The 23,729-nt window shown below is 70.0% G+C and carries 21 protein-coding genes; 10 read left to right on the top strand and 11 right to left on the bottom strand.

The features are described from left to right. Positions 1–31: 31 nt before the first annotated feature. From EDF40_RS11520 to EDF40_RS11510, 3 genes are all read right to left on the bottom strand, one after another. Positions 32–1,378 (bottom strand): DUF1254 domain-containing protein, encoded by a 1,347-nt coding sequence (locus EDF40_RS11520; protein WP_123339642.1) that lies wholly within the window; start codon positions 1,376–1,378, stop codon positions 32–34. 98 nt (positions 1,379–1,476) lie between these two features. Continuing rightward, complete coding sequence (locus EDF40_RS11515) at positions 1,477–3,387, bottom strand: ABC transporter ATP-binding protein (protein ID WP_123339641.1); 1,911 nt, start codon at positions 3,385–3,387, stop codon at positions 1,477–1,479. Positions 3,388–3,418: 31 nt separating this feature from the next. Further along, a complete protein-coding gene (locus EDF40_RS11510) occupies positions 3,419–4,639 on the bottom strand; it encodes a beta-ketoacyl synthase (RefSeq protein ID WP_123339640.1) in 1,221 nt (406 codons plus the stop codon). 55 nt (positions 4,640–4,694) lie between these two features. Here EDF40_RS11510 and EDF40_RS11505 point away from each other — a divergent pair, with 55 nt between their 5' ends. Further along, the gene (locus tag EDF40_RS11505; protein ID WP_123339639.1) at positions 4,695–5,303 is read left to right on the top strand and encodes a TetR/AcrR family transcriptional regulator C-terminal domain-containing protein; all 609 of its coding nucleotides are present in this window, start codon (positions 4,695–4,697) and stop codon (positions 5,301–5,303) included. Positions 5,304–5,442: 139 nt separating this feature from the next. Here EDF40_RS11505 and dhaM read toward each other — a convergent pair whose 3' ends face one another. From dhaM to dhaK, 3 genes are all read right to left on the bottom strand, one after another. Then, positions 5,443–6,165 (bottom strand): dihydroxyacetone kinase phosphoryl donor subunit DhaM, encoded by a 723-nt coding sequence (gene dhaM / locus EDF40_RS11500; RefSeq protein ID WP_123339638.1) that lies wholly within the window; start codon positions 6,163–6,165, stop codon positions 5,443–5,445. Further along, on the bottom strand, positions 6,162–6,803 hold the full coding sequence (gene dhaL, locus EDF40_RS11495) for a dihydroxyacetone kinase subunit DhaL (protein WP_123339637.1): 642 nt from the start codon (positions 6,801–6,803) through the stop codon (positions 6,162–6,164). The genes dhaM and dhaL overlap by 4 nt, the downstream gene beginning before the upstream one ends. A 74-nt stretch (positions 6,804–6,877) precedes the next feature. Further along, positions 6,878–7,879, bottom strand: a complete 1,002-nt coding sequence (gene dhaK, locus EDF40_RS11490; RefSeq protein WP_123339636.1) for a dihydroxyacetone kinase subunit DhaK — start codon at positions 7,877–7,879, stop codon at positions 6,878–6,880. A gap of 318 nt (positions 7,880–8,197) precedes the next feature. Here dhaK and EDF40_RS11485 point away from each other — a divergent pair, with 318 nt between their 5' ends. After that, the gene (locus EDF40_RS11485) at positions 8,198–8,923 is read left to right on the top strand and encodes an MIP/aquaporin family protein (RefSeq protein WP_123294418.1); all 726 of its coding nucleotides are present in this window, start codon (positions 8,198–8,200) and stop codon (positions 8,921–8,923) included. Between the two features lie 74 nt (positions 8,924–8,997). Continuing rightward, the gene (glpK, locus tag EDF40_RS11480) at positions 8,998–10,509 is read left to right on the top strand and encodes a glycerol kinase GlpK (protein WP_111084025.1); all 1,512 of its coding nucleotides are present in this window, start codon (positions 8,998–9,000) and stop codon (positions 10,507–10,509) included. A 504-nt stretch (positions 10,510–11,013) separates the two neighbouring features. On the opposite strand, the gene trpD is transcribed toward glpK, so the two are convergent. Further along, the gene (trpD, locus tag EDF40_RS11475) at positions 11,014–12,069 is read right to left on the bottom strand and encodes an anthranilate phosphoribosyltransferase (RefSeq protein WP_123339635.1); all 1,056 of its coding nucleotides are present in this window, start codon (positions 12,067–12,069) and stop codon (positions 11,014–11,016) included. A gap of 70 nt (positions 12,070–12,139) precedes the next feature. On the opposite strand from trpD, the gene EDF40_RS11470 reads away from it, so the two are divergent. The 5 genes from EDF40_RS11470 (at position 12,140) to EDF40_RS11450 (ending at position 17,518) form a co-directional block, all read left to right on the top strand. After that, positions 12,140–12,778 (top strand): heme-copper oxidase subunit III, encoded by a 639-nt coding sequence (locus EDF40_RS11470; protein ID WP_111084027.1) that lies wholly within the window; start codon positions 12,140–12,142, stop codon positions 12,776–12,778. Positions 12,779–12,799: 21 nt separating this feature from the next. Beyond that, on the top strand, positions 12,800–13,609 hold the full coding sequence (locus tag EDF40_RS11465; RefSeq protein ID WP_123339634.1) for a cytochrome c: 810 nt from the start codon (positions 12,800–12,802) through the stop codon (positions 13,607–13,609). Positions 13,610–13,642: 33 nt separating this feature from the next. Beyond that, positions 13,643–14,707: a ubiquinol-cytochrome c reductase iron-sulfur subunit gene (locus tag EDF40_RS11460; protein ID WP_111084029.1), complete on the top strand. Its 1,065-nt coding sequence runs from the start codon at positions 13,643–13,645 to the stop codon at positions 14,705–14,707. Further along, entirely contained in the window at positions 14,707–16,395 is a 1,689-nt protein-coding gene (locus tag EDF40_RS11455; RefSeq protein ID WP_123339633.1) for a ubiquinol-cytochrome c reductase cytochrome b subunit, read from the top strand. The genes EDF40_RS11460 and EDF40_RS11455 overlap by 1 nt, the downstream gene beginning before the upstream one ends. A gap of 163 nt (positions 16,396–16,558) precedes the next feature. Then, complete coding sequence (locus EDF40_RS11450) at positions 16,559–17,518, top strand: phosphodiesterase (protein ID WP_123294422.1); 960 nt, start codon at positions 16,559–16,561, stop codon at positions 17,516–17,518. 89 nt (positions 17,519–17,607) lie between these two features. On the opposite strand, the gene EDF40_RS11445 is transcribed toward EDF40_RS11450, so the two are convergent. The 4 genes from EDF40_RS11445 to EDF40_RS11430 form a co-directional block, all read right to left on the bottom strand. Continuing rightward, on the bottom strand, positions 17,608–19,161 hold the full coding sequence (locus EDF40_RS11445; protein WP_123294423.1) for a stealth conserved region 3 domain-containing protein: 1,554 nt from the start codon (positions 19,159–19,161) through the stop codon (positions 17,608–17,610). Positions 19,162–19,258: 97 nt separating this feature from the next. After that, positions 19,259–19,693, bottom strand: coding sequence for a DUF6804 family protein (locus EDF40_RS11440; RefSeq protein ID WP_185002998.1), 435 nt, complete (start codon positions 19,691–19,693; stop codon positions 19,259–19,261). Beyond that, positions 19,693–20,277: a GDSL-type esterase/lipase family protein gene (locus EDF40_RS11435; protein WP_123339632.1), complete on the bottom strand. Its 585-nt coding sequence runs from the start codon at positions 20,275–20,277 to the stop codon at positions 19,693–19,695. The genes EDF40_RS11440 and EDF40_RS11435 overlap by 1 nt, the downstream gene beginning before the upstream one ends. Further along, positions 20,274–21,806 (bottom strand): SDR family oxidoreductase, encoded by a 1,533-nt coding sequence (locus tag EDF40_RS11430; RefSeq protein ID WP_123339631.1) that lies wholly within the window; start codon positions 21,804–21,806, stop codon positions 20,274–20,276. Before EDF40_RS11430 ends, EDF40_RS11435 begins: the two co-directional genes overlap by 4 nt. 43 nt (positions 21,807–21,849) lie before the next feature. Between EDF40_RS11430 and deoC the strand changes: the two genes are divergently transcribed. Continuing rightward, positions 21,850–22,581, top strand: a complete 732-nt coding sequence (gene deoC, locus EDF40_RS11425; RefSeq protein WP_123339630.1) for a deoxyribose-phosphate aldolase — start codon at positions 21,850–21,852, stop codon at positions 22,579–22,581. A gap of 137 nt (positions 22,582–22,718) precedes the next feature. Next, positions 22,719–23,672: an ROK family protein gene (locus tag EDF40_RS11420; protein ID WP_123339629.1), complete on the top strand. Its 954-nt coding sequence runs from the start codon at positions 22,719–22,721 to the stop codon at positions 23,670–23,672. Positions 23,673–23,729 lie beyond the last annotated feature (57 nt).

The raw sequence follows: 23,729 nt of genomic DNA, 5'->3' as shown, positions 1-23,729 counted from the left end.
GCTGACGTCCGGACGGCGGCTGGTCCCCTGGCTAGTGGTCCGAACGAACGACTGCCGGAGCGGTCCACGCTCGGCTCAGGACGGCGTCGTCCGGTTCGTACATCCGGAGGATCGGGCGGAAGTCCCCGGCGGGGCTCGGGAGCCAGTTGGCGTCCGGGTCCGCTGGCCGCTCGTGGCTGATCGTGATCGTGAGTGCGCCGTCCGGGTCGCGGACGATGCCGGGTGTCCGGTCGCCGACCGAGTAGCGGTCGATGGGGTTCGCGACGAGGTAGAAGTCGGGCATGGAGTACATGGTCAGCGACCAGAACCCGCCGACGGGAGGGGTCGGATCGAGACGGAGCGTGTAGGTCCGGGCCCCCGTGAGCTGCTCACCCTGGTCGTCGACGTACGTCATGATGTACGCCGCCTCGTACGCGTGGTTGCCCCACAGACCACCGAGTGCCGCTGCGGCGCGTTCGACGATGCGGAGTTCCGGATCGGTGATCGTGAATCGGTCGTCGTCGAGCGCACCCACCTCGAAGAAGTCGAGGTTGTAGTCGAAGGCGTGCAGGGTGAGCTTCCAGCCGTTCACCTGCGGGCTCGCACCCGAGGTGAGCGCGTGCTCGAGCGCCGCTCGTCCGGCGTCGAGACCGGCGGCGAGCGTCTCGTGCGCGGTGGTGGACAGGTCGAGGTACGTGCTGGTCGGCGCGGTGGTGCCGGCGGGAGCCAGCGACCGCTGCAGTTCGCGGTCGCGTGCCGCGGGCGGGAACTGCTGGGACCAGACGCGGAACTGCTCGAGGAAGACCAGGTCCTCGGGAACGGCTGGGTCCGGTTCGGCGAGGCCGATCGGACGGGCAGCGTCGTCCAGCGGCGTCAGCGTCGTCGCGTCCTGGAGCGCGTGCACGGCGGGCAGATCGTCGTCGCTGCTCACCGCCCAGCGGCCGACGATGGACGCCACCGTCGTCGGGAAGTGGATGACGGTCGTGCCCGACGGTGCGGAGTCGTCCCACGTCGGTGGCACGAGGAGGAACTCCGCGGCCTGGGTGCCGGTCGCACGGTGGCCGACGTAGGCGAAGTTGTCCGTCCACGCGGACACGAACTGCAGCATGTAGTACCGCCCGGCCGTGTCGGGCACGCGCAACCGGACCGGTCCGACACTGAGGTCGATCTGGGCCATCGAGTACAACGTGTCGTTGTTGATGGTGACGAACGTGTCGTCCGGCCCGGCGAGGGTACGGGCGTGTCCGAAGGAGTTCCACGGTGCCGCAGGAACCGCGCCGACACCGGTCTCGACGTACCGCGCGACCTGCGCGAGGTTGAACACCAGCGGGAAGCCGTACAGGTACGCCTTCGTCAGGAGTGCTCGGTCGGCATCACTGCTCACTGCTGTGTCGGTCATGCAGCGATCTCACCGCGGACCGCCGCCAGTGGCTTCACCCCGAACGGGTGAGCAGGCCGCGATGCGACTTCCGGCATCCCCCGATCAGAGCTCGTGCCTCACTGCGACGAGCTCGGGCTCAGCGCTTCCTCGTCCGCCGCGACGTCCTTCTGCACCGCGAACTGGGTCCGGTGCAACTCCTCGTACCGTCCGCCCACGGCCAGCAGTTCCTCGTGGGTCCCCCGCTCGACGATCGAACCGTCCTCGACCACGAGGATCAGGTCCGCGCTGCGGATGGTCGACAGTCGGTGGGCGATCACCATCGCCGTCCGCCCCTCGAGCGCCTCGCTGAGCGCAGCCTGCACGGCGGCCTCGGACGTCGAGTCCAGCGCGGCGGTGGCCTCGTCGAGGATGACGACGCGCGGCTGGGCGAGCAGGAGCCTGGCGATGGTCATCCGCTGGCGCTCGCCGCCGGACAGCCGGTAGCCGCGCTCCCCGACCATGGTGTCCAGCTGGTCCGGCAGGGAGCGGATGAGCGGTTCGAGCCGTGCGCGCCGGACGGCGTCCCACACCTCGTCCTCGGTCGCCTCGGGCCGTGCGAGGCGCAGGTTGGAGCGGATGGTCTCGTGGAACAGGTGGCCGTCCTGCGTCACCATCCCCATGGTGTGCCGCATGGAGGCGAACGTGACGTCGCGGACGTCCGACCCGGCGAGTCGTACGGCGCCGCTGTCGACGTCGTACAGGCGGGAGAGCAGCTGCGCGATCGTGGACTTGCCGGCCCCGGAGGTGCCGACGAGGGCGACGGTCTGTCCCGGCTCGATCCGGAACGAGACGCCGTGCAACACCTCGTCACCGCCGCGGGTGTCCAGCGTGGAGACCTCCTCGAGCGAGGCGAGGGAGACCTTGTCCGCAGCGGGGTAGGCGAAGCGGACGTCGTCGAACTCGACCGCCACCGGGCCGTCGGGGACGGTGCCGGCGTCGGGCTTCTCCTGGATGAGCGGTTCGAGGTCGAGGACCTCGAAGACGCGCTCGAAGCTGACCACCGCGCTCATGATCTCCACCCGGGCGTTCGCGAGGCTGGTCAGCGGCGCGTACAGGCGGGTGAGCAGGAGGGCCAGCGTCACCACGTCGCCCGTGTTCAGCTGGCCACCGAGTGCGAGGGCGCCGCCGACCCCGTAGACGAGCGCAAGGGCGAGGGCGGAGACCAGGGTGAGGGCGGTCACGAAGACGAACTGCAGCAGGGCACTCCGCACCCCGATGTCGCGGACCCGGGCGGCGCGGACGCGGAACTCCTCGGCTTCCTCGTCGGGCCGGCCGAACAGCTTCACGAGGGTGGCGCCGGGCGCGGAGAAGCGCTCGGTCATCTGCGTGCTCATGGCGGCGTTGTGGTCGGCGGCCTCGCGACGCAGTGCGGCGAGGCGGCTGCCCATGCGCCGCGCGGGGACGAGGAAGATCGGGAGCATGACGATCGCCAGGACCGTCACGAGCCAGGACGTGCTGAGCATGACGGTCAGGGTGAGGATCAGTGCCACGAGGTTCGTGACCACGCCGGACAGCGTGCCGCTGAAGGCCTGCTGCGCGCCGATCACGTCGTTGTTGAGGCGGCTGACGAGGGCACCCGTGCGTGTGCGGGTGAAGAAGGCGATCGGCATCTTCTGCACGTGGTTGAAGACGGCGGTCCGGAGGTCCAGGATCACGCCTTCGCCGATGCGTGCCGAGAACCAGCGCGTGGCGAGCGACACGCCTGCGTCGCCCACGGCGACCAGGGCGATGACGACCGCGAGCCAGGTGATCGTGCTGAGCGCGCCCCGGGCGACGATGACGTCGACCACCCGGCCGGCGAGCACCGGTGTCGCGACCGCGAGGACGGCGCCCACGACGGAGAGGACGATGAAGACCACCAGCTTGGCCCGGTAGGGCACTGCGAACGTCATGATCCGCCGCACCGACTCGCGCGAGATGCCGTGCTTGCCGTCCTTGGCGGTCGAGATCTTGTACAGCGAGCTCCAGGCCACGCCTTCCATGCTCATGGCAGTCAGGATACGTCGGTCCCCGTGCCCCTCAGACCGCGGTGAACACCAACGAGGCGTTCTGTCCGCCGAACCCGAACGAGTTGTTCAGCGCCGCACGCATGATCGCGGTCCGAGCCGTCCCCGCCACCACGTCCAGGTCGATCGCCGGGTCCTGGTGCTGCAGGTTCAGCGTCGGCGGCACGACCCCGGTCTCGAGTGCCCGGACCGTCAGGATCGCCTCGACTGCTCCCGCCGCACCGAACATGTGCCCGATGGCGCTCTTCGGCGCGGTGACGAGCGCACCGGTCCCGACAGCACGACCGATCGCCGCTGCCTCACCGACGTCCCCGACCGGGGTCCCGGTCGCGTGCGCGTTGACGTGGTCGATGTCCGCACCGGTGAGCCCGGCCATCCGGATCGCCGCCGTCATCGCGCGCTCCTGCTCGCTGCCGTCCCCGAGCGGGGCGGTGATGTGGAACGCGTCCGACGTGATCCCCCACCCGGCGAGCGTCCCGTGCGACCGCTGTGCGCGTGCGGCGGCGTGCGAGGCCCGTTCCAGGACGACGAACCCGGCGCCCTCGCCGAGCACGAACCCGCGGCGGTCGGCGTCGAACGGTCGCGACAACGTGGTGGGGTCGTCACCGTCGGGCTTCGCGAGGGCCTGGGACTGTGCGAACGAGGCCATGGTGACCGGCGTGACCGCCGCTTCGGTGCCGCCCGCGATGACGACGTCGGCCTCCCCCGTGACGATGAGCCGCGCGGCCGTCGCGATCGCCTCGGCACCGGACGCGCACGCCGAGACGGTCGTGTACGCACCGGCGCGGGCGCCGTACTCGATGCTGATCTGCGCCGCGGCTCCGTTGGCCATGAGCATCGGGACGGTCCGGGGCGACACCCGACGCGCGCCCGAGGTCCCGAGCACGTCGTGCGCGTCGAGCAGCGTCTCCACTCCCCCGATGCCGGTCCCGACGACGACGGCCAGGCGGTCGCCGTCCACCGCGGGCGCGCCGGCGTCGGCCCAGGCTTCGCCGGCGGCGACGAGCGCGAGCTGCTGGCTGCGGTCGAGTCGGTTCGCCCGGACGCGACCGAGTGCGGAATCGGCGTCGAGTGCCGCGTCGGCGCCGACCGTGATCGGCACCCGTTCCCAGAGCTGCCGGTCGCGGTGCAGCTCGTGCACGCCGGAGCGTCCGGCGACCAGGGCGTCCCACAGTGGCGCGACGCCGTGGCCGAACGGTGAGACCGCGCCGTAGCCGGTGATGGAGATGTCCACGAGTGCTCCTTCTTGTACGTTGAACAAGTGGAGTTGTACCACGTACAATTCAGAGATGGCAACCACCGACGGCACCGGGACGACCCGCGGCGCGGCGACCCGGGCGAGGATCCTCGCCGCGACCGCCGGACTCCTCAGCGCAGGGGCAGCCGGCGACGCGGCCGGAGCGAGCACCGCACGCCACGCCGTCACCGTCAGCGAGATCGCCCGTGCGGCCGGGGTCTACCCGAACCAGATCACGCACCACTACGGCTCGAAGGACCGCCTCGTCCTCGACGCCGCCTTCGCGCTCTTCCTCCGCGACACCACGCGCCTGCAGGCAGCCGGTCGGCGCGCCGGGTCCGCCGACGCGCTCCGTCAGGTGCTCGCACGCACCGCGCTCGCCATGCCGTCGACACTGCTCGTCGTGCGCGCGCTGGCCGCCGCCGGTGACGACGACGCCCAGCGGGAGCGCGTGCGACTCCTGCTCGCGGTCCTGTTCCGGCAGTCGGAGCGCTACCTCGAGCGCGTCGTCGCCGAGCACGGCTGGACGAGTCCGAGCGGTGTCGGACGTGATGCCCGGACGTTCTGGAGCGCGGTGTTCGGCGCCACGCTCCTCGCGGATGCGGGCGTCACCGGCGGCCCGTCGGACCTCGACCTGGCCGGCACGGTGTCCATCCGCTGACGCCGAGACTCGGCCCGGGCGGGCCGAGTCTCGGCCCGGGCGGGCCGAGTCTCGGCCCAGGCGACCGTTCTCGTGCTCAGCACGGCGAGGACTGTCGTCTCACGCGAGACTCGGCTGCGAAGCTGCGCGGCCGCGACGCCTACTCGCCGAAGCCGCTCCGCACCAGCTCCACCAGCGCGTCGACCGCGACCTGCGCATCGGCGCCGCTCGCCTCGATCGACACGGTGGCGCCCTTCGGCAGCGCCAACGCCATGATCGCCAGCAGGCTCTTCGCGTCCACGCCGTTCACGCGCACCGCTGCGTCGTACTTGGCTGCCGTCTTCACGAACTCCGCCGCGGGGCGGGCGTGCAGGCCGGTCTCGTTCACCAGTTCGACGCTCGCGGACGCGGCCACGTCGTCGACGCTGGCCGCCCCGTCACCCGGCCCCGGGCCTCCCGGCTGGTCACCGGACGGACGGGAGGCGCTGCTCGCGTCGTCCGCGGACCCTTCGGCGGACGCCGCAGCAGCGAGCACTGCCTCGGCGTCACCACCCGTCTGGGCCGCGACGGCCGCGGCGACCGCACCCTCGACGAGGGGCGCCTGCGAGACGTGCACGCGTGCGCGGACGTCGTCGTCGAGGAAGTCGAGCGCCGTGTCGGTGGTCAGGTAGGCCGAACCGAGGTCGCACAGGACCACGACGGCGTCGGCGTCGGCGAGCTCCTCGATGCCGGCGGTGATCGCCTCGAACGACGTGCCGATGCCGCCGTCGTCGGTCCCGCCGGCCGCGACGAGCGGTACGTCGGCCGCCATCTGGCGGGCGAGCTCCACGGTGCCGGAGGCGATCGCGGCGCTGTGCGAGACGATCAGGATGCCGACGGTCACGCGGCGGAGCCCGTCGTCGCGTCCACCGCGGCGCGCAGGATGTACGCCGTCGACTGCGCACCGGGGTCGCGGTGCCCGACGGCGCGTTCGCCGAGGTAGCTCGCACGACCCTTGTGGGCGACGAGCGGTTCGGTGGCTTCGGCGCCCGAGGCGGCGGCGTCGGCCGCGGCGGCGAGCACCGCTGCCGGGTCGTCACCGGCTGCGGCGGCTGCGGTGGCGGCGTCGACCGCGGGGGTCCAGGCGTCCACCATCGTCTTGTCGCCGACGGCGGCCTTGCCGCGCGAGACCACGCCGTCGCGGGCTGCGGCGAGCACGGCGACGAGTGTGTCGGCGTCGAGCTCGGACGCGTCGCCGGCGGCCTGGGCTGCCTTCAGGTACGCGGTGCCGAACAGCGGGCCAGCGGCGCCGCCGACGGTCGAGATGAGCTTCGTCGCGACCGTCTTCAGCACGGCACCGGGCGTGTCGAAGGACCCGCCGTCGACGGCCTCGAGCACGGCGCGGAAACCGCGGTCGAGGTTCTCGCCGTGGTCTCCGTCACCGATCTCGCGATCGAGCGTGACGAGCTCGGCCCGGTGTTCGTCGATCGTCGCAGCCGTGCGACGGACCCAGTCGATGGCCCATGCGGTGTCGAGCGCCAATGCGGTTCCCTTCGTGTGTCCGGCCCGGTGGGCTCGGTGTCGTGGTCGGTGGTCGAGCGGTCGATGTCGGCCGCTCAGCGGCCCCAGCGCAGTGCCGGGGTCTCCACCGGTGCGTCCCAGAGTGCCGTGAGTTCGTCGTCGAGCACCGTGACGGTGAGCGAGAACCCCTGCATCTCGAGGGACGTGACGTAGTCGCCGACCAAACTACGCGTGACGTCGTACCCGCGGTCCGTCAGCACCTCGGCGGCGCGCCGGTAGGCGATGTACAGCTCGGACAGCGGGGTGCCGCCCATGCCGTTGACGAGCAGGAGCAGCTTCGAGCTGGCCGGAGCGTCGAGGTCGGTCAGGATGGGTTCGAGCACACGGTCGACGAGCTGGTCGGCCGGTGCCATCGGGATGCGCTCGCGCCCGGGCTCGCCGTGGATGCCGATGCCGAGTTCGACCTCGTCGTCAGCGAGCGTGAAGGACGGCTCCCCCGCGTGCGGCACGGTGCCGGACGCCAGGGCCAGGCCCATCGACCGCGTGACGTCGTTGACGTGGCGGGCGACCGCGGCGACGGCGTCGAGGTCGTCGCCGCGCTCGGCTGCGGCACCGGCGCACTTCTCGACGACGACGGTGCCGGCCACGCCGCGGCGACCGGCGGTGTAGAGCGAGTCCTGCACGGCGACGTCGTCGTCGATCACGACGGCCTCGACGCGGATGTCGTCCATCTCGGCGAGCTCGGCGGCGGTCTCGAAGTTCAGGACGTCGCCGGTGTAGTTCTTCACGATGTGCAGGACGCCCGCGCCGCCGTCGACGGCCTTGGTGGCGGCGACGATCGGGTCGGGGGTCGGACTCGTGAACACGGGGCCCGGGACGGCGGCGTCGAGCATGCCGTACCCGACGAAGCCCGCGTGCAGCGGCTCGTGTCCGCTGCCACCGCCGCTGACGATGCCGACCTTGCCGGCGACGGGGGCGTCGGCGCGGTGCAGGTGGATCGGGTCCTCGACCAGGACGACGTGTCCGGCGTGTGCCCGGGCGAATCCCCGGACGGTCTCGTCGACCACGGCCTGCGAGTCGTTGATGAGCTTCTTCATGCGCGTGCCTCCACGGGTACGGGGCCGAGCCGAGGCGAACTGCACACCGCCGTCGTCGACCGGAGTGGGCCCAATCTACATCCGACGCCCGGGCGCTCGTTCGTCCGGTCTGCACGTTCGTGCAGCGCGGCGGGGACGCGTCACCGGCTCGCGATCCTCTGCGGCGCACGGCACTTGCACATTCGTGCATGTTCGCGGAATTCCCTCAGGAATTCATCGCCGCGTCGTTCGCCTCGTCACTAGGCTCGGCCTCAATCACTCAACGGGGAGTGCGGCGCAGCACCACCGGACCCCCACCTCACGCACTGGAGGTCACCGATGGACGACATCGGCGTCAAGTTCCTGTCCGAGCTCGTCGGTACAGCGATGCTCATCATCCTGGGTGGCGGTGTCGTCGCCGCCGTCTCCCTCACGAAGTCGAAGGGCTTCGGGGCCGGCTTCCTCATGGTCACGATCGGTTGGGGCTTCGCGGTCTTCGCCGGCGTCCTCGTGTCCTACAAGTCGGGCGGCCAGCTCAACCCGGCCGTCAGCCTCGCCCAGGCCATCCTCGGCAACATCAGTGTCGGCACGATGCTCATCTACTGGCTCGCGCAGATGATCGGCGCGGTCATCGGTGCCGTCATCGTCTGGCTCGCCTACAAGCAGCACTTCGACGAGGAGCCCGACGCCGCTGCGAAGCTCGGCGTCTTCTCCACCGGCCCCGCGATCCGGTCGTACGGCTGGAACGTCGTGACCGAGATCATCGGCACCTTCGTGCTCGTCTTCGTCATCCTCGCGATGACGAACGGCAAGGCACCTGCCGAACTCGGCGCCGTCCCCGTCGCCTTCCTCGTGATCGCGATCGGTGTCAGCCTCGGTGGCCCGACCGGCTACGCCATCAACCCGGCCCGTGACCTCGGCCCGCGCATCGCGCACGCCTTCCTGCCCATCAAGGGCAAGGGGTCGAGCGACTGGTCGTACGCCTGGGTGCCGGTCGTCGGACCGCTCGTCGGCGGTGCACTCGCCGCCGTGCTGTCGCTCGCGCTGCTGCCCGTCGTTAGCTGAACCCACCCAACCCCGGGGTGAGCGGCCCGCGATCGCGTGCCGCTCACCGCACCGAACACCCGTAAGGAGCACCAATGGCCGACTACATCGTCGCCATCGACCAGGGCACGACCTCCACCCGAGCGATCGTCTTCGATCACTCCGGCTCGATCATCTCGACCGGGCAGAAGGAACACGAGCAGATCTTCCCGCGCGCCGGGTGGGTCGAGCACGACCCCGCCGAGATCTGGGACAACACCCGCGAGGTGATCGGTCAGGCACTGTCGCGTGCCGACATCACGCGTCACGACGTCGCCGCCGTGGGCATCACCAACCAGCGCGAGACCGCCGTCGTCTGGGACAAGACCACCGGCAAGCCGATCTACAACGCGATCGTCTGGCAGGACACCCGCACGCAGTCGATCGTCGACAAGCTCGCTGACGGTGACACCGACCGCTACAAGGCCATCGTCGGCCTCCCGCTCGCCACGTACTTCGCCGGCACCAAGATCATGTGGATCCTCGAGAACGTCGAGGGTGCGCGTGAGAAGGCCGAGGCCGGGGACCTGCTCTTCGGCACCACCGACACCTGGGTCCTCTGGAACCTGACCGGTGGGGTCGACGGCGGCGTCCACAAGACCGACGTCACGAACGCGTCCCGCACGCTGTTCATGGACCTCGAGACGCTCCAGTGGCGCGACGACATCCTCGCCGACTTCGGTGTGCCGAAGTCGATGCTCCCCGAGATCGTCAGCTCCTCCGAGGTCTACGGCCACGTCGAGTCGTCCAACCTGCTCCGCGAGGTCCCGATCGCGGGCATCCTCGGCGACCAGCAGGCCGCGACCTTCGGTCAGGCGGCGTTCGACCAGGGCGAGTCGAAGAACACCTACGGCACCGGCAACTTCCTCATCTTCAACACCGGTACCGAGATCGTCCGCTCCGAGAACGGCCTGCTCACCACCGTCGGCTACAAGCTCGGCGACCAGGAGACGCACTACGCACTCGAGGGCTCGATCGCCGTCACGGGCTCGCTCATCCAGTGGCTCCGCGACAACCTCGGTCTCATCGGCAGTGCCCCGGAGGTCGAGGCGCTGGCCAAGACCGTCGAGGACAACGGCGGCGTGTACTTCGTGCCGGCGTTCTCCGGGCTCTTCGCGCCGTACTGGCGTCCGGACGCTCGCGGCGCCATCGTCGGTCTGACCCGTTACGTCAACAAGGGGCACATCGCGCGTGCGGCCCTCGAGGCGACGGCGCTGCAGACCCGCGAGGTCCTCGACGCGGTGAACGCCGACTCGGGCGTGGACCTGACCGAGCTCAAGGTCGACGGCGGCATGACCGCCAACAACGAGCTCATGCAGTTCCAGGCCGACATCCTCAACGTGCCGGTGGTGCGTCCGGTCGTCGCCGAGACCACGGCGCTCGGCGCGGCCTACGCGGCCGGTCTCGCGGTGGGCTTCTGGGCCAACCTCGACGAGCTCCGTGCCAACTGGCAGGAGGACAAGCGTTGGGAGCCGCAGCTCGACGCCGCGGAGCGCGAGCGCACGCTCCGTCTCTGGAAGAAGGCCGTCACGAAGACCTTCGACTGGGTCGACGAGGACGTCCAGTAGCGACGCACGCGCACGCTGACCGCGTGCACTGAACGCACCGACGGGAGGCCCGGTGCCGGTTCCAGGAACCGGCACCGGGCCTCCCGTCGGTTGCGTCTCCTGCGCGTCGGTCGCGGGGTCCGTTTGGCGGGCGGGGGTGGTGCGGTGGTGGGGTTGTGGCCGGCACTGCACGGTGCGGGTTTGTTCGCCGGGCGCAGCGGTGACCGCCGGGTGCGCGCTTGGAGCGCAGCACCGAGCCGTCAGGCTCGCACCGGGTGACGCACCGCGCATGGTGCGGCTCGCGCGGAAGCGGCGCTGGACTGCGGACCGCGCACGGTGCGGCCTGGAGGCGCGGGGCGGACCCGCAGCGGGCCTCCCGTCCGGCACGGGGTTGCCGGCAGTGCGCGGTGCGGGTTTGTTCGCCGGGTGCAGTGGTGACCGCCGGGTGCGCGCTTGGGGCGCAGCACCGAGCCGTCAGGCTCGCACCGGGTGACGCACCGCGCACGGTGCGCGGGGCGGCGCGGACTACGCGGCGGGAGCTTCGCCGACCCAATCAGCCAGCTTGCGGGTGCCGGCGCCGGAGTCGATCGCCTCGGCCGCGACCGCGAGCTGCTCGCGGAAGCGCTGCAGGATCGGGCGGTCGGACTCGGCCGGGTCCTGCGCCAGACGGAAGGAGACCAGTCCCGCTGCGGCGTTGAGCAACACGATGTCGCGCACCGGGCCGGTCTCCCCCGACAGCACGCGGTGCACGACGCCGGCGTTGTGCTCGGGATCGCCACCGAGGAGGTCTTCCGTGCGTGCACGTGCGATGCCGAGGTCGCGCGGGTCGAGGTCGTGCTCGATGATGCGCCCGCCGGTGACCTCCCAGATGTGGCTGTGGCCGGTGGTGGTGAGCTCGTCGAGGCCGTCGTCCCCGCGGAACACCAGGGCGGTCGCGCCGCGGGTCTGGAACACGCCCGTGATGATCGGCACGAGTTCGAGCTGCGCGACGCCGACCGCGTTCGCTTCGCACCGTGCGGGGTTGACGAGCGGCCCGAGGAAGTTGAACACCGTGGGCACACCGATCTCGCGGCGGACCGGCCCGGCGTGGGCGAAGCCCGGGTGGAACGCGTTGGCGAACGCGAAGGTCAGTCCGACACGCCGGAAGGTGTCCGCGACACGCGCGGCGTCCATCGTGAGATCGAGCCCGAGTGCGGCGAGCACGTCGCTCGAACCGGACTTCGACGAGCTCGCCTTGTTGCCGTGCTTCACGACGGGCACCCCGGCGGCGGCGATGACGATCGCCGCCATGGTCGAGACGTTCACGGTGCCGACGACGTCCCCACCCGTCCCGACGATGTCCAACGCCATCGGGTCGACGTCCAGCGGAACGGCGGCGTCGAGGATCGCGTCGCGGAACCCGACGACCTCGTCGACGGTCTCGCCCTTCGCACGGAGCGTCACGGCGAACGCGGCGATCTGTGCCTGGGTGGCGCGCCCGTGCACGATCTCCTCCATGGCCCATGTGGATTGCCTGATCGTCAGGTCCTCGCGCGCCATGAGCGCGCTGATCACTGCAGGCCAAGAGAGTGCGTCAGGCATGGCTCGATCGTAGTGAATTCGAGAGACCCGCCAGTCTCCTGCGAAAACACTGTCTGGGGTTTCGGCCATAATGGAGGACGTGACTAGCACCCCTCTCTCCAGATCCGCCAGCGGTCCGGCCCTGAACAGGCCGAACGCCGTTGCCGTTGGGACGATCGTGTGGCTGGGCAGCGAGGTCATGTTCTTCGCCGGCCTGTTCGCGATCTACTTCACGCTGCGCAGCACGTCCCCCGAGCTGTGGGCGGCCGAAACCTCCAAGCTCGAGGTGCCCTTCGCCTCGGTGAACACGATCATCCTGGTGCTGTCCAGCTTCGCGTGCCAGTTCGCCGTGTTCGCTGCAGAGCGCTTCCAGGTGCACCGCACGAGCTGGAACCCGCGCCACTGGGGCATGACGGAGTGGTTCTTCGTCACCTACGCGATGGGCGCGATCTTCGTCTGCGGCCAGATCTTCGAGTACGCCAACCTCTGGCACGAGGGCGTCACGCTCTCCTCCAGCGCCTACGGCTCGGCCTTCTACATGACGACCGGGTTCCACGGCCTCCACGTCACGGGTGGCCTCATCGCCTTCCTGCTGACGCTCGGCCGCGGCTTCGCCGCGAAGAACTTCGGTCACAAGGAAGCGACCACCGCCATCGTCGTGTCGTACTACTGGCACTTCGTCGACGTCGTGTGGATCTTCCTCTTCGCCGTCATCTACCTTCTCAAGTAGGAACTGGACACCCCCGAGCACATGTTCAACAGAACCAAGACCAAGAAGGGCCGCCGTTCACCGATGGCGACCGTCTCGCTCATCGTCGTCGGCCTCATGACCACCGGCGGTGCGTACGCGCTCTTCAGCTCCACGGCCAATGCCGACGACAGCACGAGCACCGTCGCGGCGACCAGCCAGTCGAAGGTGAACGAGGGCCAGAAGCTCTTCGCCTCGAACTGCGCGACCTGCCACGGCCTCTCCGCCCAGGGCACGAGCGAGGGTCCGTCCCTCATCGGTGTCGGCGCCGCCTCGGTCGACTTCCAGGTCGGCACCGGCCGCATGCCGATGGCCGCCCAGGGTCCGCAGGCCGAAGAGAAGCCCGCGCAGTTCACGGACGAGCAGGTCGACGCCCTCGCCGAGTACGTCGCCTCGCTGGGCCCCGGCCCGGCCGTCCCGTCCACCGAGCTCACCAACGGTGAGGACGGCGACGCGGCCGAGGGTGCCGAGCTCTTCCGCATCAACTGCGCCATGTGCCACAACGTGGCCGGTGCCGGTGGTGCGCTGACCGACGGCAAGTACGCCCCGAACCTGTCGACGGTCTCCGGCAAGCACATCTACGAGGCGATGCAGACCGGCCCGCAGAACATGCCGGTCTTCAACGACCTGAACCTCACGCCGGAGCAGAAGGCCGACATCATCACGTACCTCAAGTACGTGCAGGACAACAAGTCGCCCGGCGGGTTCGCACTCGGCTCCCTGGGCCCGGTGGCCGAGGGTCTGTTCATCTGGATCTTCGGACTCGGCGCGGTCGTCGCGATGACCGTCTGGCTGACCGCGAAGTCCAACTGATCGTCCGTGTCGAACGACACTGAAGGGAACACCATGGCAGAGCACGACGACGAGACGCTGAACTCGTCCTCGGCTGTCGAGAAGCACGGCACGACCACCTCCCCCGGGATCGCGGTGCTGCCCACCGACCCGTTCGAGAACCCGGGTGAGCCGCCGCACCGCGCGCGCCGCACCGACGTCGACCCGAAGAAGCAGCGCCTGGCCGAGCGTCAGGTCGCGACTTTCTTCTACCTCTCGATCGTCGGCAGCGTCCTCTCGATCGCGGCCTACGTCGCGTTCCCGATCGACTCGAACGACTTCGGGACGGTCCGCACCGCGAACCTCTTCCTCGGCCTCTCGATCGCCCTCGCGCTCATCGCGCTGGGCCTCGGCGCGGTCTACTGGTCGAAGTCGCTCGTCGTCGACCGCGAGATCACCGAGCTCCGCCACGGCACCCGCGGCACGGACGCGACGCGTGCCAAGGCCGTCGAGGCCTTCCAGCTGGCCGACAAGGAGTCCGGCTTCAGCCGTCGCAAGCTGATCCGCAACTCGATGATCGGTGCGCTGGCCGCATTCCCGCTGCCGGGCATCGTCCTGGTCCGCGACCTCGCTCCGGCCGAGGACCCGAACGAGCTCCTGCGCCACACCTTCTGGAAGCAGGGCCTTCGCCTGACGAAGGACCCGACGGGTCTGCCGATCAAGGCCTCGGACGTGACCATCGGCTCGGTGTTCCACGTCATCCCCGACGGCATGCTCGACTCCGAGCACATGCTGGAGGAGAAGGCCAAGGCCTCCGTCCTCCTCATGCGTCTCGACCCGAAGGACCTCAACCCGTCCAAGGGCCACGAGAACTGGGGCTACGACGGCATCGTCGCGTACTCCAAGATCTGCACCCACGTCGGATGCCCGGTCGCGCTCTACGAGCAGCAGACGCACCACCTGCTGTGCCCGTGCCACCAGTCCACCTTCGATGTCTCGAACAACTGCGAGGTCATCTTCGGTCCGGCCGCACGCCCCCTCCCCCAACTTCCGATCGCGATCGACGACGACGGCTACCTGGTTGCCCAGAGCGACTTCCACGAGCCGGTCGGACCGTCCTTCTGGGAGCGTGAACGCTGATGACCAGCACCCCCACCACCACGGCACCGAGCAGCACGGCCAACAAGCCGGCTCCGGAGCGCGGATCTCGCATCATCGGCGGGGTCTCGAACTACATCGACGAGCGCACCAGCATCTCGGGGCTCGTCAAGGAAGTCGGCCGGAAGATCTTCCCGGACCACTGGAGCTTCATGCTCGGCGAGGTGGCGCTGTACAGCTTCGTCGTCGTCCTGCTCTCCGGTACGTTCCTGACGTTCTTCTTCCAGGCCTCCATGGCCGAGGTCGTCTACAACGGCACGTACGTCCCGCTCAAGGGCGTCGAGATGTCGACGGCGCTCCAGTCCACGCTGGACATCTCGTTCGACATCCGCGGTGGGCTCTTCGTCCGCCAGGTCCACCACTGGGCAGCCCTGCTGTTCGTGGCATCGATCATGCTGCACATGGCCCGCGTGTTCTTCACCGGTGCCTTCCGCAAGCCGCGTGAGCTCAACTGGGTGTTCGGCTTCCTGCTCTGGGTCCTCGCCATGGGTGAGGGCTTCACCGGCTACTCGCTCCCCGACGACCTGCTCTCCGGAAACGGTCTGCGGATCATCGTCGGCATGATCGAGGGCGTCCCGGTGATCGGCGTCTGGATCGCCTACCTGCTCTTCGGTGGCGAGTTCCCGGGCACCGACATCGTCGGCCGCCTGTACACGCTGCACATCCTGCTGCTGCCGGCGATCCTCGTCGCGGTGCTCGGTGTCCACCTCGTGCTCGTCGTGATCAACAAGCACACCCAGTTCGCCGGCCCGGGCAAGACCAACGACAACGTCGTCGGTGTCCCGATCCTCCCGGCGTTCGCCGCCAAGGCCGGCGGGTTCTTCTTCATCGTCGCGGGCATCATCGCCCTCATCGCGTCGATGTTCACGATCAACCCGATCTGGAACTACGGCCCGTACGACCCCTCGCCGGTCTCCGCCGGCACCCAGCCCGACTGGTACATCGGCTTCGCCGACGGCGCACTGCGTCTGGTGCCGCCGCACTGGGAGGTCGTGTGGTTCGGCTACACGGTGTCGTTCAACATCCTGGCGCCCATCGCGGTCCTGGTGCTGCTCATCCTCGCGATCCTGCTGTACCCGTTCCTCGAGTCGTGGATCACCGGCGACAAGCGCGAGCACCACATCCTGGACCGCCCGCGCAACGCCCCGACCCGCACGGCGATCGGTGCCGCCGGCATCACGCTCTACGCCAGCCTCTGGGCTGCGGCGTCGTCGGACATCATCGCGACCCACTTCCTGGTGTCGATCGAGCACGTGATCCACGTGATCCAGGCCACGACGGTCCTCGGCCCGTTCGTCGCCTTCTGGATCACGAAGCGCGTGTGCCTCGCACTCCAGAAGAAGGACCGCGAGATCGTCCTGCACGGCTACGAGTCCGGTCGCATCGTCCGACTCCCCCACGGTGAGTACATCGAGGTGCACGAGCAGCTCGACGAGTACGAGCGCTGGAAGCTGTTGCAGTTCAACGAGTACAAGCCGCTCATGATCCGCCCGAACGCCAAGGGGCAGATCACCGTGGTCCAGAAGGCCCGTGCGAGCGTCTCCCGCTTCTTCTTCGAGGACCGCATCGAGCCGGTCTCGAAGGCCGAGCTCGAGGCAGCGCACGCCGCCCACCACGGCCCGGACCTCGAGGGCAGCCACCAGGCCCCGCAGGTCGAGGAAAAGCACTAAGCACGACGACAGGAACCCCCGCCACCACGTGGCGGGGGTTTCTTCGTGCGATGGGCGAAACGCCGCCCCCAGTTCACGGCTGGTTCACCGACACGTGCTGGACTCATCCAGGACGGTGTGGCAACGTGTTGCACCACGCATCCGCCAACGGAATGAGACCCCGATGGACAGCCGGACGGCCGAACACCCCAGGCCGAACCACTTCCTCCTCCACCTCAGCGACACCCACCTCGTCTCCGGCGACGGCGATCTGTACGGCGGGGTCGACTCCGCCGCCCGGCTCACCGAGATCGTCGCGGACATCGAAGCATCAGGCACACGGCCCGAAGCGATCGTCGTCACCGGCGACGTGGCCGACAAGGGCGAACCGGGTGCCTACGCCCGCGTCCGCGAGATCGTCGAGCCGGCTGCCCGCCGGATCGGTGCCCAGGTCATCTGGGCGATGGGCAACCACGACGAGCGCGGCGCGTTCCGTCAGGAGCTCTTCGGGTTGCACCCCACCGACCGTCCGGTCGACTTCGTCTACGACGTCAACGGTCTTCGGGTGATCACCCTCGACACGAGCGTCCCGGGCCACCACCACGGCGAGGTCTCCCCCGAGCAGCTCGACTGGCTGGCCGAGGTCCTGTCCGAGGCTGCGCCGCACGGTACCATCCTGGCGATGCACCACCCGCCCGTGCCGAGCGTGCAGGACCTGACCGTCCTCGTCGAGCTCCGCGACCAGCAGGCCCTTGCCGAGGTCGTGGAGGGCAGTGACGTCCTGTCCATCATCGCCGGACACCTGCACTACTCGACGAGCGCGGTCTTCGCGGGCATCCCGGTGTCGGTCGCCAGTGCCACCTGCTACACGCAGGACCTCACCGAGTTCCAGGGCGGCACGCGTGGGCGGGACGGCGCGCAATCGTTCAACCTGGTGCACGTGTACGGCCACAACGTCGTGCACTCGGTCGTCCCGATCGGGCACTACTCCACGGTCGGCGAACCGGTGTCGGCCGTCGAGACCGAGGCCCGCCTCGCAGCGCACGGGGTCACGATCCCGCCCGCGGTCGAGCCGGCTCCGGTGACCTCGAGCATCCCCGTCTTCACGCTCGACTCGGTGCCGGTCTCGCCCGTCCACCGGTAGGTCGCCGCACTTCGTGAGCAGGAATGGTCGGGTCCGCAGTGCGGACCCGACCATTTGTGCTCACCATGTGCGGTGGGCGCTGGCGCGTCCTAAGCGCCGGGGCGCTCCCACGGCGCGGGGAAGGGGAAGTAGCGCTCGAGGAAGTCGGTCACGCGCTGCGTCCGCTCCTCGTCGCTGACCTCCGGGAAACTGCCGTCGTTCAGGCAGAAGAAGTCCGCGTTCCGCTTCTTGAGCAGCTCGTCGAGCGACCGCAGCCCGGACTGCATCGTGGTGTCGATGTAGCGGACGTCGGCGTTCTCCTGCGTGATCGCCCGACCCGTGAGCAACGAGTAGTAGTGGTAAAGCGAGTTGGTCACCGAGATGTTCTCGGCAGCACGGAAGCGCGACGCCGCCGTGGCACGGAACTCGTCGGCGAACTCGTGCTCCATCTCCGTCATGATCGACGACCGGAGCGGGGTGGGGGCGTGCTCGAGGTGCCTGGTGGTGACCGCACCGAACCGCTGCTGCAACAGGCGCCGGTTGACCCGTGCGGAGTTCTCGAACCCGCTGCGCGCGGCGTTGTTCACGCCGAGCCCGATGCGGGTGGTGGCGAGGATGAACTTCGACACCGACCCCGGGCTGAAGAACACCGAGGGGTCGACGGTGCGGCCGAAGAACATGTCGTCGTTCGAGTAGATGAAGTGCTCGCTGATGCCCGGGATGTGGTGCAGCTGCGACTCGACGGCCTGCGAGTTGTGCGTCGGCAGCACGGACGGGTCGGCGAAGAACTCCTCGCTGCGCACGATGCGGACCTTGGGGTGGTCTGCGAGCCAGTGCGGGGCGGGTGAGTCGGTGGCGATGTAGATCTGGCGGATCCACGGTGCGAACGTGTGCACCGAGCGGAGTGCGTACTTGAGCTCGTCGATCTGGCGGAACCGTGCGGGGGCGTCGTCGCCCTCGCCCAGGACGGCCGTCGCCTGCGCTGCCTGGCGGGCGCGCTGGTACTCGATGGCGTTGCCGTCGACCCACGAGAAGACGATGTCGATCGGGAACCGGATGTCGGAGACGTGGTCGTCGAACATGTGCTCGACGGTGCGCCAGGTGCGGCCGTAGCGCTCGATGTCGACGAGCACGAACTCGTCGACCGGCAGGCTGCGGCGCATCAGTGCGTTCTCGACGGGCGCGAGCACCTCGGTGTCGGTGAGTCGCCAGAACTCGAGCTGCACGCTCGTCTCGGCGCCGTAGCGCAGACGACCGAGGGGCTCCAGGCGCGGGCGGAACACGCGCAGTACCGGCTCGTCGACCGGCCCGAGGCCGTCGTCCTGCACGAGCACGGCCGGCTCCCCGGGCGGCTTCGCGTAGAACGGCTCGTTGACGGCGGCGGCCATGACGGCGCTCTCCGCACGCTGGCGGTCGCGCTCGTCGATCGCGATGACCGGACGCTCGTCGTTGCCGCGGATGAGCAGGTGGTCGACGTCGGCCTCGGTCAGCGCGTCGTCCAGGAACAACAGGTCCTCGATCATCGACTGCTGCGGCGTCAGGTGGCCGTTGAGCAGCGTCAGGCGCCCCTTGCGGACGACGACGTCGGGCCGGTCGAGACCGCCGGAGGACGGTCGAGGGGTCAGCAGAGGACTCTCGGTCACCGGCTCGGTCTCGTCGTTCATCCATGCCCTTCGGGTCGTGCTGCCGGGTCCTGTACCCGACCCTGCGATCCTACCGTCCGCCCGCCCGGCCGGTTCCGCAGGCGGTCAGCGGAGCCGGTCAGGAGGCCCGGGGTGCGTCCGCCTCGCGCGGCACCTTGACGGCGATGCCCACCACGATGAACAGGGCGGCAGCCAGGATCTGCAGCGCGGCCCACACCTGGCCGGGGATCGGCACCGTGACCAGGGGGTTCCAGCAGACGGCGACGGCGGCCATCAGCACGGCGGCCCACCACGTCTTCCCGCGCACCGCGAAGACGAGCACGATGAGGGACAGCACCGTGACACCCCAGCGGGCGAAGACGAACCCGGACGAGTCGATGATCGCCACGCAGGCGAGCAGGACGATCGCGGCGATGAGCGACGGCGCGAGTGCCGGCCGGGTGAACCCCGGGGTGGCCCGGGTGTTCGTCGTCCCCGCGGCCGGTCGGACCGGTGCGGCGGGCACACCGTTCTGCGACGACCCCACCGGGGGTCGTCCCTTGCGGGCAGCCATCAGGCGGGGGCCTCGTCGAGGTCGATGGCCGTGAAGGACCGGGACATCGGCGGGAGACCCCGCACACGCTCGAGCGCGGGGACCAGCTCGTCGAGGTAGGCCCGGTAGCCCTCGTCGGTGAGGTGCAGGCCGTCGTCGGTGAAGCGGTCGTCGAGGTGGTCGCCGTCGGCCAGCGCGGGCCAGGCGTCGAGGTACTGCGCGTGGCAGGTGGCGACGAACTGGCGCAGGTGCCGGTTCGCCTCCTCGATCTTGGCCGTGTACTCGGCCTGACGGGGCAGGACGGAGACGAGCAGCAGGCGGACACCGGGCAGCTCGCGCCGCAGGGTGACGAGGATCGTCTCGACGTTGCGGACGACGTGTTCGGCGCTCGCCCGGTGGTTGCCGAAGTCGTTCGTGCCGATCAACAGCACGATCACCTCGGGCTGTTCGGCGACGACCGCGTCGAGCCGCGCGAGCACACCGTCCGTCGTGTCACCGCTGATGCCCTGGTTCAGGGTCTGCTCGTCGGGGAGCCAGCTGTCCCACGACCCCTGGGCCGTGATGCTGTCCCCCAGGAACAGGACGGGACTGCGTTCCTCGGTCATGCTGCCTCCTCGTTCGCCGGTTCCGGACTCCCATTGTGCTGGGTCCGGTTGCGCTGCGTCGACTCGGTGTTGTCCGACTCGCGCTCGGCGGCCGCGGTGATGCGCTCGACCATGCCGGGGAAGATGATCCCGTGGAAGGGCAGGATCCCGTACCAGTACAGCCGTCCGGGCAGGCCCTGCGGGAAGTAGATCGCCCGCTGGTGGTAGTCGCTGCCGCCCTCGGGGTTCGGGGTCACGGTCATCTCGAGCCAGGCGCGCCCGGGTGACTTGAACTCGGCGCGGAGCCGCAGGTAGTGCCCGCGCTCGAGGCGTTCGACGCGCCACCAGTCGAGGGCGTCGCCCTGCTCGAGTCGGTCCTGGTCACGACGACCACGGCTGAGGCCGACGCCACCGGCGACCTTGTCCATCCAGCCGCGCGCGACCCAGGCCAGCGGGAACGAGTACCAGCCGTTCTCGCCGCCGATCGACTCGACGACCCGCCAGACGTCCTCCGCCGAGGCGCTCGAGTGGCGCTTCCGGTCGTCGACGTAGACGGTGTGGCCGGCCCAGTCCGGGTCGGTCGGCATCGGGTCGGCCGAGGCGCTCGACAGGGTGGCGCTCCGCCAACTCGTCTGCACCTCGCCGGAGCGCATCTTGTTCAGGGCCAGTCGGACGGCGCGGCGGTACGACGTGAGCCCGCCCTCGGGCTGCGGGACGACGTCGTCGATGTCGTGCTCGCGCTGGACGCACTCGAACTGCAGCGACTCGATGATCGGCGTCGCGAGCTTGCGCGGGATCGGGGTGACGGCGTTGAACCAGTGTGCGGCGAGGCGCGGGGTGAGCACCGGCAGGACCGTGATCGGCCGCTGCCGCAGCTTCGCCTCGACCGCGTAGCCGTTGAGCATCTGCCCGTAGCGCAGGACGTCCGGCCCGCCGATGTCGAAGGTGCGGTTGACGTCGGCGGGGACGTCGAGCGCCGCGACCAGGTAGTACAGGACGTCGCGCACGGCGATCGGCTGGATCCGGTTGCGTACCCAGCGCGGTGCCGGCATCCACGGCAGGACGTCGGTCACGTGCCGGATCATCTCGAACGAGGTGCTGCCGGAACCGATGACGACGCCGGCCTGGTAGGCGATCGTCGGAACGCCGGAGTGGAGCAGGATATCCCCCACCTCTTTCCGGCTGCGCAGGTGCTTCGACAGGTCGCCGTCGGGGTGCAGGCCGCCCAGGTAGACGAACCGGCTGACACCGGCGCGCTTCGCCTCGTGCGCCATCGTCTCGGCCGCCTGCCGTTCCGCGGACTCGAAGTCGCCGTCGGCACCCATCGCGTGGGCGAGGTAGTAGACGGCCTCGATGCCGTCGACCGCGGCGCGGACCGCGTCGGCGTCCTGCAGGTCTCCTTCGGCGACGTCGACGTCGCTGCTCCACGGGACGTCCTGGAGCTTCCGGGGGTTGCGCACGAACACGCGTACGGAGTGTCCGGCTTCGAGGAGACGGGGGACGAGACGACCGCCGATGTACCCGGTGGCGCCGGTGACGAGGACCTGCATGCCCGGAACGCTACGCGGCACGCCTGACGGGTAGGCTTGTCGGGTGGACAACGCAGCCTTCCCCGTCACCGCCGATGCCGTCCGCGGCCTCATCGACCACGCGATCCTGAAGCCCGAGCTCACCCGCTCGGACGTCGACGCCCAGCTCGACGAAGCCGCCGCGTACCGGGTCTTCAGCGTGTGCGTCCGGCCCAGCGACGTCGCCTACTCCGTCGAGCGTCTTCAGGGCACCGGCGTCGGCGTCGGGACGGTCATCGGCTTCCCGCACGGCACCACGTCCACCGCGGCGAAGGTCGCCGAGTCGCTGCAGGCCCTGGCCGACGGTGCTTTCGAACTCGACATGGTGCAGAACATCGGCGCCGCGAAGTCCGGCGACTGGGAGCGCGTCGAGCAGGACGTCCGCGCCGTCGTCGACGCCGCCGGGTCCACCGTCGTCAAGGTCATCCTCGAGACCGCGTTCCTGACCGACGACGAGATCGTCGCAGCCTCGCGTGCCGCGCAGTCCGCCGGTGCCGCGTTCGTGAAGACTTCCACCGGGTTCGCTGGCGGCGGGGCGACGACCGAGCACATCGCGCTGATGCGCCGCACGGTCGGTGCTGACACGGGCGTCAAGGCCTCGGGCGGTGTCCGCGGGCTCGACACCCTGCTCGAGATGGTGGACGCCGGGGCGAATCGCATCGGCACGAGTGCGTCCGCGCGCATCCTCGACGAGGTCGCGCACCGTGTCGAGACCGGTGCCGCGTCGTCGCAGGGCGACGACACCAGCTCGTACTGACCCACCGCGACACGACCTGATCCACCGCACGACGACCTGACCCGACCGACCCACCACCTGCCAGGCCGGGGCACACCGGACGCGACGCCGCGTCCGGGAGCCGCCCCGGGCCTCCAGACCGCCGCATCGGAGCGCGCATGTCCAGCACCGCACCCCAGTCCCCCGCCCTCGCACTGGCCGTCGACCTCGGCGGCACCAAGGTCGAGGCCGCTCTCGTCACCGACCAAGGCGTCGTCCTGCCGGGCACGCGCTTCCGCAGCCCCACCGGGCCGCAGCGCACGTCCGACGAGCTGCAGGCCGCCGTCGACGAGGTCGTGACGAGCGCTCTCGCCACGGTCCCGACCGATGCGACCCTGGTCGGCGTCGGGGTCGGCTCGGCCGGCCCCGTCGACGAGGAGCACGGCCTCGTCTCGCCGCTCAACATGCCGGTGTGGCGCGGCCACCCGCTGCGCGACCGCATCGCCGCGCTCGTGCCCGAGGGCGTGCCGGTCACGCTGCGCATGGACGGCCTGGCGATCACGCTGGCCGAGCACTGGGTCGGTTCGGCCCAGGGGTACGACCACGTCATGGGCATGATCGTGTCGACGGGCGTCGGCGGTGGCCTCATCCTGCACGGCCGGACCGTCAGCGGCCCGACGGGCAACGCGGGGCACATCGGGCACGTGGAGTGCGGCGGCTACGACGACCCGTGCGCCTGCGGCGGCACCGGCTGCCTCGAGGCGATCGCCAGCGGCCCGAAGACCGTCGCCTGGGCGCAGCGCCAGGGCTTCGACGGATCTACCGGCGAAGAACTGTCGGCGGCGTACGCGGCCGGCGACGAGATCGCGGTCGCCGCGGTCAAGCGCAGCGGCCGGGCGCTCGGGCAGGCGATCGCGGCGGCGACGAGCCTCGTCGACCTCGAGGTCGTGGCGATCGGCGGCGGGTTCTCCCACGTCACGCCGGACCTGTTCGAGTACGCACGCGAAGCGGTGGCGGAGCGCGTCGAGTTCGGGTTCGTGACGAAGGTGCGCATCGTGCCGACGGCGCTGTCGCAGGACGGCCCGCTCATCGGCGCGGCGGCCCTCGTGCACCGCGCCGACGTCCTGCGCTGATCGGACCGCGCGGACGCCCTGCGCTGACGCCCTGCGTTGAGCGGCGCTGCCGCCGCC

The sequence above is a fragment of the Curtobacterium sp. PhB170 genome (genome assembly GCF_003752345.1).
In the GTDB taxonomy this organism is placed as follows: domain Bacteria; phylum Actinomycetota; class Actinomycetes; order Actinomycetales; family Microbacteriaceae; genus Curtobacterium.
This window is presented reverse-complemented; position numbering and strand designations above follow the sequence as displayed.